Here is a 13,172-nt window from a genome sequence, read left to right on the forward strand (position 1 = left end):
TTAATTTATCAAATTTTCCGAAAAGAGTATATAGGAGTGAAAATATACTAACAGGGACGTTAACTAAAGAGCATTGAGTTGCTTAGGCTCAGTGCAGGTTAGAAGAACAAGAAAGGCTATTGAATGACGTTCTGTTTTGTATCCGGATCTGATGGATTTGCTTAAGTATTTATTTATAATATAAGGGAAAAATACTTACAAAATTTACATTAGAGGTGGCGATAATTCTTGAGAAGGTTAGTCATACTAGTCATGGTGATTTTTGGATTATTTTTCCCGATACAATTGCTATTAGTAAAGGCGAGTATTCAACCAAAATTGGAAAAAGTAGATGTTTCATTTATTCAAGTAAATCGTTTAAACGGGGAAACTCGTTTGTTTAAGGAAAATGATGGATATGAGGAAGTGATTATCGATAAGATTGTTAACTGGATAAATACATCAAGCCCTTCCGAAGAAGCAAATGAGTTAGAGTTAAATCAAACTTCCATCATCTCGATAATGAAAATAAAACTAAAAAACGGAGACGTTGCAGTTATTGAACCAGCTTATAATTGTGTATCCCAAAACCAAGTAAAAACATGCACGATTGCAGATGGTGAGGTTATCTATACAAGTAATAATAAAAAGCTTCGATTGAAATCAGTAGAACTTTATGATTGGCTCTTAGTTGGCTGAAAATATGAAAGTGTTGGGGCACCAAAAGATGAGTTGCTTTAAGAAACTTTATATAGCAGGTATTTTTCCTATCTCGATGAAACTTACGCAGATTTTATCATGTGTCCAAAAATCGATAAAGTTGAAACAATAGATGGCAATACAAGGAGACATATTGTTCAGGCAAATGCGTTAAATTATAGTGCACATCATGGTGATGTTCCCTTTGATAGAATCCATATAATGTTGACTGATACGCCAGAAAATGGAGTGAAAATAAATAAAGTGACAATACAAAAGGGGATTTCTGAAAAAGAAAGCGCTATACAATGTAGGCGAGCGAGCTAAAGGATGACAGTGTAGAGAAGTTGTATGAGAAATACTAGTAAGTTGGTGAATGGATGGAACAATTGATAAAGGAAATAATGTCTCAGAGTAGCCAATATAAAGTTCAAATTATTAAACGTAAGGATTGTCTCTATACTATAGAAGTATTTATGTGGCAAGAAGAGTATGAATATGAGTATTGGCGTCCAATAAAAAAAGATTTGACTTTGGTTGAAACGGAGGAAGGTGCAATAGCATTAGCCATTGAACATTTAAGCGTGTACTCTGGAGAACAATGCTTTTATTAATGTGCCCAATTTTGGATTGATGTTTTAAAATGCACTTGCTTCGGCAGGTGTTTTTTTCATTATCAATGCTCAAAAATAACATGTTTAATAATACAAAAATGGTTAAATATTGTATAATGAAGTTAGGATATTTTGATATTAGTAGCTTGTAGAAAAGAGAAAGTGGTTGAGAAAATGAAGAACAAAAAAGGCATAGTTATTGCTAGTATTATATTATTATACTGTGTGATTTCAGTTATCTATACGCTTTTACTGGATGGAAAAATCAATTGGTCTCTATTATTTTTAGCAATATGTATGATTTATATTATAGAAGTTGCTATATCTAATAATAAATTACTTAAAAAGAAATTGACTAAGTAGGGCCAATACCAAAAGCTTAACAGGTTAAATCAGTTTTTACAGTTAAGTTACATCTGTTGGTAGGGCATCCACTCACATTCCAACGGTTTTATTATTCTCCATGTGCATTTAATACCTCACATTATCAGGTGAATAAGAAGGTGGGTATGCTATTGTTTAAAGAAGTTTCAAAGCTACAATTGGTACTATCTTTTTTGATGGCTTTTATTGGCTTCTCACAAGCATTTAACAACTGGGGAGAAAAGAGAATGTTATCTTTATTCTTTTTGATTGCTAGTATGTTTGTTTTAATTGTTGCGAGTTTAGCTCTGATTTTTTATAGAAAACGGCAAATCATTAAAGAGTAATGATGGGCTTCAAAAAGAAAAAGATTGAAGCTTTTTAGCTCCAATCTTTTTTCTTGTGCAATCATACCGTATTTTCTAGCCGAGGCTCAAAATAGGGGACATGATCTAAAACATTGATATATCAACTTGCATTTATTTTATTTGACGTTTGGATAAATCATCGTTGCTGGGTCGACATATTCATCGAATTGCTCTTCTGTTAGTAAACCACTTGCGATAGCTGCTGCTTTTAAAGTAGTGCCTTCTTTGTGCGCTTTTTTCGCGATTTTTGCTGCGTTTTCATAACCAATGTATGGATTTAATGCCGTTACAAGCATTAATGAATTTTGTAAATTATGATCTAGTACTTCTGTGTTAGGCTCAATGCCTACAGCACAATGGTCGTTAAATGATTTCATTGTATCGGCTAATAGGCGAGTCGATTGTAAGAAGTTGTAAATAATAACGGGTTTAAAGACGTTTAGTTCAAAGTTCCCTTGAGAAGCGGCGAAGGCAATTGTCGCGTCATTGCCGACTACTTGTGTGACAACCATTGTCATAGCCTCACTTTGGGTAGGGTTTACTTTACCTGGCATAATCGATGAGCCTGGCTCGTTTTCAGGGATTGTGATTTCGCCAATACCAGAACGAGGGCCACTCGCAAGCCAGCGAACGTCATTAGCAATTTTCATTAAATCAGCTGCTAATGCTTTTAATGCACCATGAGCAACAACAGCTTCATCATGGCTTGTTAAGGCATGGAATTTATTCGCAGCCGATGTGAACTGTTTGCTTGTTAGTTCACTAATTTCTGCTGCTACACGATCACCAAATTCAGGATGAGCGTTGATACCAGTACCAACAGCTGTGCCACCAATCGCAAGCTCCTTCATGTAGTCAATATTTTGGAGTATCATATGCTCGGATTTTGCTAGCATGGCTGCCCAGCCGCTAATTTCCTGACCTAATGTAAGAGGTGTCGCGTCCTGTAAATGCGTACGGCCAATTTTAATAATATCTTTAAATTGGGCTGCTTTGTCTTCTAACGTTGATTTTAATAGACGAAGTCGTGGTAATAAGTAATCTTCCACTTTTAACACAGCTGCAATATGCAATGCTGTTGGGAATGTATCATTTGAGCTTTGTGATTTATTGACATCATCATTTGGATGAACAATATCAGCTTCGCCAGCGTCCTTTAATAATTGGTTCGCACGGTGTGCAATGACCTCATTCACGTTCATGTTGGATTGTGTACCGCTACCTGTTTGCCAAACAACAAGTGGGAATTGATCGTCCCATTGACCATTTAAAATTTCATCTGCAGCCTGTACGATGGCATTCGTTTTAATATCAGAAAGTTTGCCTAGTTTGTTGTTCGCAATCGCAGCACTTTTCTTTAAAATAGCCATGGCTTGCACAAGCTCAATCGGCATTTGCTCTGTACCAATTTGGAAATTCTCTTTACTGCGCTGTGTTTGCGCACCCCAAATTTTATCAGCAGGTACTTTAATTTCACCCATTGTGTCTTTTTCAATACGATAATCCATGTTCAAACAGCTCCTTTATTATGTAAAACTCTCCTAATATACAGATAAAAACGGATACTCTTAGTCTGATGTAAGAATATCCGTTTGATACATGCTTATTCAAAAAAGAGGGGGATTCTGAATTAAGCAATTTGGAGAAAAGAAATAATCTACTGATAATGATAATTGTTATCAATTAAAAAGTCAACGGTTTTTCTTGAAGAAATTAATGATGAGAATAATTCGCAATCGTTATCTTTGGTTTTCCCGAATTTCTAAGAAATAAACGGCGCTGTGAGGCGTTATCTCTTTTTCTTTCCGATTTCTTTCAACGATTGTTTTTTAGGGATTTTTTCAAATAAAACCTTTACCTGAAAATTATGGTCATCGATTTGAAGTACCTCTATCACCTTGGCTTTGCGCCCTTTAATTCGAATATCCTCTTCCACTGTAGGCAGTTTAACGAGCAATTGGCTTAAAACAGACGTCTTGTTTTCATAAAAATGAGTCACAAACATCGCTCTTCTCCTTCTAACATTTGATGTTACTCAATTTATGAGTGGGGCATAGTAGATAGAACTTTTGGTGAAGTGGTTGATTAGATTGGAGCTTCTTTAAGCGTTCATCAATTGAAGGGACTCGCTCACCGAGATTTCCAAATTGCTCATAAAGCATTCCCCATAAGTAATCTCCCAAAATGTCTGCGCAATAAAATCATTGAAATGAGCCAATTGCTAGGAAAACCAATAATTGTTGCGGAGAAAGCGTGGTTCATTCTGAAATACTTCACCAACAAAAGGTTTTATTTTATTTGAAAATCAAAAATATGACATAATTCTACGTATGAGAATTGCAACTTTCGACATATCCTTTATTTATTTCTCGGGAAATATCTCATAGGGTTATGAGGGAATAGTAAGGATTTCCTAAGCTATTTCAGACAATGATTTGATTAGGGATTCAGATGGGTTCTTTTAGAGAAATATAATGTGTTTATGATTTGATTGACTATTCTTATTTTTCTTTTGACTCGTGAGATAGGTGTATTATGTTTCAGCTAGGGCGATGTTCGTTATAATAAGAGAAAGGAGGAAACGAGATGTATTTAAAATCATGTAAGGTATTACAGGACACGATTCCGAATAAACAAATGTATCCTTTTAATATCCCAAGCTTGCAGGATTTATATGAGCTGGAGTTTCCGACAAATGTAACGTTCTTTGTTGGAGAAAATGGGTCGGGGAAATCAACATTACTTGAAGCAATTGCAGATCGCTGCGATTTTAATACAGCGGGTGGTGGTCGCCAGAATTTATATGACGTACATAAGGCAGAGTCTTCACTGGGTGAATATATCCGCTTGTCGTGGATGCCGAAAATCTCGAATGGCTTTTTTCTACGATCAGAAACATTTTATCAATTTGCCAGTCATATTGATTTGTTAGAAGATCCAAGGAAATATAACGCTTTTGGTGGGAAGTCGTTGCACCACCAATCTCATGGTGAATCTTTTCTTGCATTATTTATGAATCGTTTTAATGGCAAAGCTATCTATTTATTGGATGAGCCTGAGGCAGCATTGTCTCCAACGAGGCAGCTAAGCCTGCTGAAAATTATCAAGGATCTAGAGCATGAAGCCCAATTTATTATTGCCACACACTCGCCCATTTTACTGGGCTATCCCAATGCTACAATATATAGTTTTGATGAAGGAGAGATTGAATCGATTCGCTATGAGGATACCATTCATTACATCGTCACTAAACGTTTTTTAGATGCACCGCAATTCATTTTACGTGAGTTATTTGATGAGGAGAGGGAATTATGAATCAACGAAAAGGCTTAGTCATGCGAGAAATTCGATTAGACGAAATGGCACAGTCCATTGATTTACTGAATTATGTATTTCAGATGTCTATGTCCATTCACAAGGATCGCCGTTTTGTAAATGCCAAGAGCAGGCAGTTTAATGAAGGGCATGCCATTGGTTGGTTTGATGGCAAACAGCTTGTATCCCAAATTTTAAGTCTACCTTTTGAGGTTAATGTACATGGCAAAATTTATGAAATGGGCGGCATCACAGCAGTTGGCACATACCCTGAGTATTCTGGGCATGGCTTAATGGAGAGCTTGATTATTGAAAGCCTGCAAAGTATGCGAAATGAAGGACAATGCATTTCCTATTTATTTCCATATTCTATCCCTTATTATCGCAAAAAGGGATGGGAAATTATGAGCGATATTGTAGAGTTTCAGGTGAAGGATACACAGCTTCCGCATTATGCGGGACTCAATGGGAAAATTCGTCGTGTTGATCCCAAACATGAGGATGTTGTAGATATTTACGCACGTTACGCACAGAAAACGCACGGAGTAATGGTGCGCAATAGCATTGCGTGGAATGAAAAATTTCAGGAGGATTTCTGGGAGGAGAAATTCATTGATAGCGATGTCCAACTACAGGCAGCGGTCTATTATGATGAAGACGATATAGCGCAGGGCTATATGTTCTACCGTATAATGGAGGAAAATTATTATATTGATGAAATCGTTTATTTACAGGAAGAGGCTCGTAAAGGCTTATGGAACTTTGTCTCGGCACATAGCTCGATGGTTTATAATGTTTACGGGAAAACAACGGGAAATGAAGCTGTGGCCTTCTTATTAGAGGATAGCGAGATTATTCAAAAGGTCTCTCCTTATTTCATGGCGAGAATTGTCGATGTCAAAGAGTTTTTACTACGCTATCCCTTTGTCAGTCAGGATTTCGAGCTTCAGCTTGCTGTCAGTGATCGCGTTGTGGCGTGGAATAATGGTACATTCATCATCAAAATGAAAGATGGAAACCTGTCTGTGCAAAAGGTAAGTGAGACGTTAAACGATAATGCTGTTCATTTAACTGTGCAAACATTGGCTACGATGCTGTTAGGCTATAAACGCCCAAATTATTTAGAAAAAATTGAACGGCTACAGGGTCGTGCTGAGGAAATTGCGTTGCTTGAAGCTGTCCTGCCAGTGGGTATCCCAACATTTATTGATTATTTTTAAGCCTTTTAGTGCGCGAGGGGGAGAGCCGTAACGTTGCCAGTTATGGCTGCCATGCCTCTTTTAGCCGTTCGACACCCAGTTTGATTTCTTCCATTGTTAACTTACTAAATCCTAATTGTAGCAATGGGTCCTCACTTGTTTGATTAATAAAAAACGGGCTTGTTGGATAAACCTTCACACCATAAGTCTCGGCTCGCTGGATGAGCTGTTGTTCTGAAAGCGGAGACTTGACCTTCACTACTATATAAAGCCCCGATTGCTCGCCCAATACAGCTATTTGTGGACCAAATTGTCGTTGCAGCTCCTGAACAAGGTGCTGCATTTTTTGTTTATACGTCAAGCGCATTCGTTTAATATGACGTGTCCATTCCCCTTGTGCCATGAATTGGGCCATTGTCCGTTGATGAAGGGACGAGGCATTTTGTTCAAAATGAGCAAAGCGCTCTTTAAATGGCTGTACTAGCGTATTCGGCAAGACCATATAGCTTAATCGTACACCAGGTAAAAACGATTTTGAGAAGGTGCCGAGATAGATTACCTTTGAAGGGTCGATCGAGGCAAGGGCAGGAAATGGTTGTTGTGTATAGCGAAATTCGCCATCATAATCATCCTCAAGAATATAGCCATTGACTTGCTGCGCCCATTGAATTAAGGTTTGTCGCTGCTGAATGGTCATGGACACACCGTATGGGAAATGATGTGAAGGGGTGACATACAATAAGCGTGATTGACAATGTTTAAGTATATCAAGTTGTGCCCCTGTCTCCATTACTGGCAATGTCTCTATGACAAAACGATGTAACTGAAAGGCCTCACGCGCCCCATTATAGCCAGGGTCTTCTAAAAGAACACTTGGGAAATGGTCTTTTAATAAAAAGCCCACATACAGTAGCATTTGCTGTGTGCTACTGCCGATCATGATATTTTCGCTCGTTGTCGATACGCCTCTTGCTTGTAGTAAATACGGTACAAGCTGCTCCTTGAGCAAGGGATCTCCAAATAGCTCTCCATATTGATAGCATGATGGTTCCTGTAGCACTTGATTGGCTAATTGACGCCATGTTTTCATAGGAAAATATGTCTGGTCAACAGCCCCAGCACGAAAATCTACAAGCAATGATGTTGTGTTGCTGGTTGGCTGTGATAGAACTGGCTGTTCCTGTTCCTGTTCCTGCAAGAAAACTGGCTCTAATGCATTGACGAAATAGCCTTTGCGTCCTTCTCCACGTATATATCCCTCAGCTACAAGCTGTTCGTAAGCAGTTAACGTTGTATTACGGCTAACCTGTAACGTTTCTGCTAATTTTCGAATGGAGGGCAGAGAATCGTTTGTTTGAAGTGTTCCTTGTGTAATGAGTATTTTCATTTGCTGATACACTTGTTTATATTTAGCCTCTTTTTCTGTTAATAGAAAGATAAAGTCATCCATATGATACCACCTTGACATGTTGAAATATTTGAAATTGTTTCTTTTGGAATGTCAGATTATTTACTACCATCATATAAGAAGGACAATGAAAAAGAAATGGGGAATCGAAACATGAAAATTTATACAGTGACACAGGCAACCATTGAGGATGTTGTGCCTTTATTTAATGCCTATCGGGAATTTTATGGGCAACTGTCTAATATACAGAAAGCGGAGCAATTTATACGTGAGCGAATAGAACGGGCAGAGTCCATTATTTTTCTTGCGTATCAGGAGGATGAGGCAGTAGGGTTCGCTCAATTATTTCCTCTCTTTTCATCCGTAGCCATGAAAAAAGCGTTTATCTTAAACGATTTATTTGTTGCCAAACAAGCCAGACAACAAGGGGTGGCACAGGCTTTAATGGAACAATGCTACGTCTACTGTAAGCAGGAAAACGCTCGTTACATGATGCTTGAAACTGCAACGGATAACATCAATGCACAGAAGCTCTATGAAAAGATGGGCATGACGATTGATAACAATGTCTATTATTATAGTATTTATTGGTAATTAAGCTGTATGGTTGCTTAAGCGTGGAGCTCGATTGGTTGGTGATGGGATTGCTCATAAAAGGACGAAAGTGCTAGACCTCGCCATGTCTAATTAGACATAGCGGGGCCTTGTGTTAGGCATGACTCATCCAGCCTGCGAAAAGACCAGAGGAGAAAAAGCGGGTAATGTTTTTGAATCCAGCTTCACTTAATAATTGTTGGATTTCTTGATCGGAAATGAAAGAGATATTCATGATGACTTTACCCATATTTTCTACTTTCTCTTTTGTGTAGCCAGCGTCTAAAAAGCCACTTTGCCAGATTTTGATACGATCTTGTAGTTCGTCACTTTCTCGGTCTCCATAGGCACAAGCAAGGACGAATGGTTTTCCGGGCTTTAATTGATCGTGAATGTTTTGTAGTAGATGTAGTTTTTCCTGACGATCTACAATGAAATGAAGGACGAGGATACAGCTGGCCGCATCGAATTTTGGCGTGGTTTGTGGCAAGCTCTCAATAGTTCCTTGTAGCAGTCGAACTCGGCTTTCTAATTCGAGTTGTACGGCCTTGTGTTGAGCGATTTGGAGCATTTCCTCAGCTGGGTCAATGCCTGTGAATGTCCACAGAGGGTTCGTTGGTCCCCATGCGGAAAGTTCATTGCCACCGCCAGCCCCCACAACTAGCAGGGATGCCTCTTGTTCACCTAAATGAGAACGGAAATAGGCTTGAGCCACGGCAAATAATGTGTCATAGGCAGGCACCGAAATACGAGTACTTTGCTCATATGTACGTGCCTTTTCTAATAAATGTGTTGATAGTTTATCCATCGATATAGCCTCCATTGCTTTATTATATATATTACAGACCCTTATTATCTGTAATTGAGTATAAATGAAAATGATTGAAAGGACAAAGAAATCGCTTTTTATAAAAGAGATTGGCGAAGCCTTTTGGTTTTCAAATGAGCAATTTCATGCAGGGCATCGTGTTTGGCTGAGCTATGTTGTGGGGACACTTTCCGTTCATGTGACCTTGTTAGCCGTGCTTATGACGGCATTTGCGGGCTATGTCATATGATAGATGAATGAACGGATGACAGGAGGCTTCATAGTATCGCGATTTTGGTAGCAGCAGGTTTTTCTATGTTTTCAATGCTATCATGATGACATTTTGACTTATTTGCATTTCTTGGCGGACGCTTGCATAATAGGGCAGAGAATATTTTTTCGTGAAGGGACGTGCAAGCATGACAGAATGGCCTAAGGGAGTAGCAAAACCAGCAATTCGTGCATTACAGGCAGCGGGTTATACAGAATTGAAGCAGCTGGAAAAAGTGGACCTTACGACACTAGCTCATTTACATGGGATGGGACCAAAAGCGTTAGCGGCGATTGAAGCGGCTCTAAAGGAAGGTAGTGAGCCTCGTGAATAAGCTAACATTGTTTTTACTAGCTATGGTTGTCTACTATATTATCGTTGTATTCCTTATTAGCAAGCTGTTTATTATTCCAATCATGAAAGTGATGGCCTTGATCTTTTTTATAGGGGCAGGCTATATTTTTTCTCGTAAAATGCGTAGAAAATTACAGTAGGAGGCAATATGAAAATTGTAAATCTAACATTCTTTTATGGAGCGGTTATTATCTTAGCGATTACGCTGTCATTAGCAGGTGTTCGACTATCCATCTCACTCGGGATATTTGCGTTATTCGCAATAGGGGTAATTTATCGTCATATACATATTTTATATCGCACCAACAATATGGAGCAGGTGGATAAATGGGTGAAAAAACATAGAAAAGAACCCATCTTTGCTGCACTTTATGCCAATGCTTATGAGACGAAGGAAGAACAGATTCGTGCAGTTGATGCTATCATCGACTATTACAAGCAACCTGCCGTAAAGTATAATTATCAATTTATTAAAGCAATCATGGAAGAGAATTTGGGTGACGCGAAAGTAGCGGCAACAAAAATTGGCAAAGAACCTTTAGCTAGCTATGCACATTGTTATATCGCTGCACTCGAAGGCAGAACAGCTGACATGACAAGTGATAAGCTAACACAGCCGTGGATGCAACCCGCAATCGAAGCAGTCTATGCCTATACAGTAAAGGATCAAGCAAAGTTTCGCCAATTTGCAGATGCGAGCATCGAACACGCTCGTGGCATACAGAAATATGGTCTTATACATAATTTCAAGCAACTAGAAGAAGATTTGGTCATTCAATAATAGTTGGGCTACTTGGTAACCAGTACATACGGTATCAAGTAGCCTGTTTTCGTGTAGCTTACAATAAATGAAAAAATGATTCTATGAGGTGACAATGATTGTCTAAAATTGATCATATGATGCAGATTCTATGGATGCTACATTCAGGCAGGAAAATTACTGCGAAAGAAATAGCTGAAAAATTAGAGATGAATATAAGGACAGTATACCGATATATTGACGCACTTTCTGCCAGTGGTGTACCGATTATAGCAGAAGCAGGTCATAACGGAGGGTATACCCTGTTGAATAATTTTATTAAAAGTCCTCTTCTATTTGAGATTGATGAGAAAGCGGCATTACTTCATGCTGCTATTTTTGCAAAAGAAGCTGGTTATTTTTTAGATGAGGCATTAAATAGTGCAACATCAAAGCTAACAAAATTTTCAAATCAAGAGCAAGATAAAATGATTAAGCAACATTTAGAAGGATTCGAAATTGTAAGTCCTAATGCTCAATCATCTATGGAGCCGATATTGAAAAAAATAGAGGAAAGTATAGTAAACGAAACATCTGTTGAAATGGAGTACCGTACAAATAATGAAGAACAACCTAAACATAGGTTGATTAACCCGTATGGCTTAGTTTATTGGAATAATAGCTGGTATGTCATTGCCTATTGTCATTTAAGGAAGGAGATCCGTAATTTTAAAGTAAGCCGCATTATCAATATGAACCAAACAGCCATTACCTTCCAGCGACCACAACCTTTCTCGGCAAGTGATTTTTTTATGAAAAGCATTCTACCACAAGTAGAAGATAAACGGGAGCTTACGCCTTTCATCATTTGTGGTAAGACGGATGCGGTAGATGACATAAGTCAGCATTGGTTTTTAAGGGATCACCTCAAAGAACGGACCTCAAAGAAAGCGATATTTCTAGTAGAGGAAGAAGCGTTACATAAATATGTTCCCTATTTGCTATTACCATATGGAAAATCAATACAAATAGTAGAACCAATAAGCTTAAAGCAAAAAATGATTGACGTACTTTATGAGCTAATTAATTTTTATCAAGTTGAAAACTTTACTGACGGAGAATGTCAGTGAAGTTTTTTTATAATAAGCGTAATTCATTTAAAAGGAGTGGTTATTATGCATACAAGAAGAGTGTATCTTTATGTATTTAATACGATGTCAGACTGGGAAATAGGCTATTTAATTGCTGAACTGAATTCAGGAAGGTATTTTAAAAAAGGATTAGCGGCTTTTGAGGTAATTACGGTAGGTATTGATAGAAGCCCTGTTACTACGATGGGAGGAATTACAATACTTCCTACTATTTCCATTGATGAATGTCAATTGAATAGTACGGATGTCTTAATTCTTCCAGGAGGCAATACATGGCTTGAGTCTATACATGATCCTCTATTGAAGAAAGTATCCATAGCGTTGAACGAAGAAATTATCATAGCTGCAATATGTGGCGCAACTATGGGTCTCGCAAAGATTGGTTTGCTAGATTCAAGAAAACATACAAGCAACGATTTAGAATACTTGAAAATGTTTTGTCCACATTATATAGGGGATAAACATTTTGAGGAAGGCCCTGCTACAACGGATGGAAATTTAGTTACGGCATCAGGTACAGCCCCACTGGAATTTGCTGTTCATGTTTTGAGGCTACTTGACGTGTTTAGACTAGAAACATTACAGGCGTGGTTGAATCTTTATCAAACGCATGAAAAAAAATACTATTTTGAATTAATGTCTTCTATTGAATAATTAAGGTCTCAGTGGAGCATGTGTAACAACATGCTCCTAAATTTATTCTTATATAAAGAGGTACACTATCGCATTTTCTTTTCCAACAAAATGCCTCGTACGATGCCACCAATAAAGAGGATGCCTAACACGAAAAGAAATAGGTAGGCATGCCACTGCTGTAAAATACGCTCGTGACCTAGTGCCACTGTCAGGTCATTGAAAAGGGAATAAGTAAAATATAATAATATACTATTTTTTATGAGACAAAACGTCATAATGCCATTTTGTCGCTGTCTATGGGACAGGGGTGCTTTATTTTTGCGCATGACAGGGTAGGCAGCTTTCATTTCTAAATAATGTAAAAGTAAAAATAGCATAAGTGCGATAAAGGGTAAATAAAAGATCGCAATTTTCGGTCCAAACTGGGCTTGCTCATTCGTAAAGCTTTGTAAGACAGGAATCATTGCAGGGAGCTTTGAATATTGGATTAGAGTGGCGGTGATGCCAGCTCCAAAAATAGTGGCCGCTATAACAGTCAGCTGGTGACAAAAGCGCGGTGTGGGTGTTTTTTGTTGTGTATGCATCCTTGCCCCTCATTTCTCATCATTCAAAATGTTAATCTGTTATACTGTAACATAGAATGATTGCTTTTTGTGTTAGAGAAAGAAGGATAC

At 38.1% G+C, this 13,172-nt stretch carries 17 protein-coding genes; 12 read left to right on the forward strand and 5 right to left on the reverse strand.

The genetic code is table 11. The annotated features are described in order from the left end of the window. The first annotated feature begins 228 nt into the window (after positions 1-228). From NV349_RS09100 to NV349_RS09110, 3 genes are all read left to right on the forward strand, one after another. Complete coding sequence (locus NV349_RS09100) at positions 229-678, forward strand: hypothetical protein (protein WP_271913069.1); 450 nt, start codon at positions 229-231, stop codon at positions 676-678. A 380-nt stretch (positions 679-1,058) separates the two neighbouring features. Beyond that, complete coding sequence (locus NV349_RS09105) at positions 1,059-1,292, forward strand: hypothetical protein (RefSeq protein ID WP_036127602.1); 234 nt, start codon at positions 1,059-1,061, stop codon at positions 1,290-1,292. A 515-nt stretch (positions 1,293-1,807) separates the two neighbouring features. Further along, positions 1,808-2,002, forward strand: coding sequence for a hypothetical protein (locus tag NV349_RS09110; protein ID WP_036127597.1), 195 nt, complete (start codon positions 1,808-1,810; stop codon positions 2,000-2,002). A gap of 137 nt (positions 2,003-2,139) precedes the next feature. Here the strand turns inward: NV349_RS09110 and fumC are convergent, their stop codons facing one another. Both fumC and NV349_RS09120 read right to left on the reverse strand, forming a co-directional pair. Further along, positions 2,140-3,531, reverse strand: a complete 1,392-nt coding sequence (gene fumC / locus NV349_RS09115; protein WP_058844968.1) for a class II fumarate hydratase — start codon at positions 3,529-3,531, stop codon at positions 2,140-2,142. Positions 3,532-3,812: 281 nt separating this feature from the next. Then, positions 3,813-4,028 (reverse strand): hypothetical protein, encoded by a 216-nt coding sequence (locus NV349_RS09120; RefSeq protein ID WP_036127587.1) that lies wholly within the window; start codon positions 4,026-4,028, stop codon positions 3,813-3,815. Between the two features lie 581 nt (positions 4,029-4,609). Between NV349_RS09120 and NV349_RS09125 the strand changes: the two genes are divergently transcribed. Both NV349_RS09125 and NV349_RS09130 read left to right on the forward strand, forming a co-directional pair. Then, entirely contained in the window at positions 4,610-5,338 is a 729-nt protein-coding gene (locus NV349_RS09125; RefSeq protein ID WP_271913071.1) for an AAA family ATPase, read from the forward strand. Continuing rightward, positions 5,335-6,558, forward strand: a complete 1,224-nt coding sequence (locus NV349_RS09130) for a GNAT family N-acetyltransferase (RefSeq protein ID WP_036127579.1) — start codon at positions 5,335-5,337, stop codon at positions 6,556-6,558. The genes NV349_RS09125 and NV349_RS09130 overlap by 4 nt, the downstream gene beginning before the upstream one ends. 40 nt (positions 6,559-6,598) lie before the next feature. Here NV349_RS09130 and pdxR read toward each other — a convergent pair whose 3' ends face one another. Further along, positions 6,599-7,987, reverse strand: coding sequence for a MocR-like pyridoxine biosynthesis transcription factor PdxR (gene pdxR, locus NV349_RS09135; RefSeq protein ID WP_089932380.1), 1,389 nt, complete (start codon positions 7,985-7,987; stop codon positions 6,599-6,601). Between the two features lie 111 nt (positions 7,988-8,098). On the opposite strand from pdxR, the gene NV349_RS09140 reads away from it, so the two are divergent. Further along, a complete protein-coding gene (locus NV349_RS09140; RefSeq protein ID WP_271913073.1) occupies positions 8,099-8,539 on the forward strand; it encodes a GNAT family N-acetyltransferase in 441 nt (146 codons plus the stop codon). A 115-nt stretch (positions 8,540-8,654) separates the two neighbouring features. On the opposite strand, the gene NV349_RS09145 is transcribed toward NV349_RS09140, so the two are convergent. Continuing rightward, positions 8,655-9,347, reverse strand: coding sequence for a class I SAM-dependent methyltransferase (locus tag NV349_RS09145; protein WP_271913074.1), 693 nt, complete (start codon positions 9,345-9,347; stop codon positions 8,655-8,657). Positions 9,348-9,417: 70 nt separating this feature from the next. On the opposite strand from NV349_RS09145, the gene NV349_RS09150 reads away from it, so the two are divergent. The 6 genes from NV349_RS09150 (at position 9,418) to NV349_RS09175 (ending at position 12,516) form a co-directional block, all read left to right on the forward strand. Then, entirely contained in the window at positions 9,418-9,597 is a 180-nt protein-coding gene (locus NV349_RS09150) for a hypothetical protein (RefSeq protein WP_271913075.1), read from the forward strand. Between the two features lie 169 nt (positions 9,598-9,766). Further along, the gene (locus NV349_RS09155; protein ID WP_036127572.1) at positions 9,767-9,952 is read left to right on the forward strand and encodes a helix-hairpin-helix domain-containing protein; all 186 of its coding nucleotides are present in this window, start codon (positions 9,767-9,769) and stop codon (positions 9,950-9,952) included. Beyond that, complete coding sequence (locus NV349_RS09160) at positions 9,945-10,112, forward strand: hypothetical protein (RefSeq protein WP_170829807.1); 168 nt, start codon at positions 9,945-9,947, stop codon at positions 10,110-10,112. Before NV349_RS09155 ends, NV349_RS09160 begins: the two co-directional genes overlap by 8 nt. 8 nt (positions 10,113-10,120) lie before the next feature. Next, positions 10,121-10,753 (forward strand): hypothetical protein, encoded by a 633-nt coding sequence (locus NV349_RS09165; protein WP_058844974.1) that lies wholly within the window; start codon positions 10,121-10,123, stop codon positions 10,751-10,753. Between the two features lie 98 nt (positions 10,754-10,851). Then, the gene (locus NV349_RS09170; protein ID WP_271913076.1) at positions 10,852-11,841 is read left to right on the forward strand and encodes a helix-turn-helix transcriptional regulator; all 990 of its coding nucleotides are present in this window, start codon (positions 10,852-10,854) and stop codon (positions 11,839-11,841) included. Positions 11,842-11,886: 45 nt separating this feature from the next. Then, positions 11,887-12,516 (forward strand): type 1 glutamine amidotransferase family protein, encoded by a 630-nt coding sequence (locus tag NV349_RS09175; protein WP_271913077.1) that lies wholly within the window; start codon positions 11,887-11,889, stop codon positions 12,514-12,516. Positions 12,517-12,581: 65 nt separating this feature from the next. Here the strand turns inward: NV349_RS09175 and NV349_RS09180 are convergent, their stop codons facing one another. After that, the gene (locus NV349_RS09180; protein WP_271913078.1) at positions 12,582-13,082 is read right to left on the reverse strand and encodes a DUF1648 domain-containing protein; all 501 of its coding nucleotides are present in this window, start codon (positions 13,080-13,082) and stop codon (positions 12,582-12,584) included. Between the last annotated feature and the right edge of the window lie 90 nt (positions 13,083-13,172).

The sequence above is a fragment of the Lysinibacillus sp. OF-1 genome, from assembly GCF_028356935.1.
Lineage (GTDB): Bacteria > Bacillota > Bacilli > Bacillales_A > Planococcaceae > Lysinibacillus > Lysinibacillus fusiformis_D.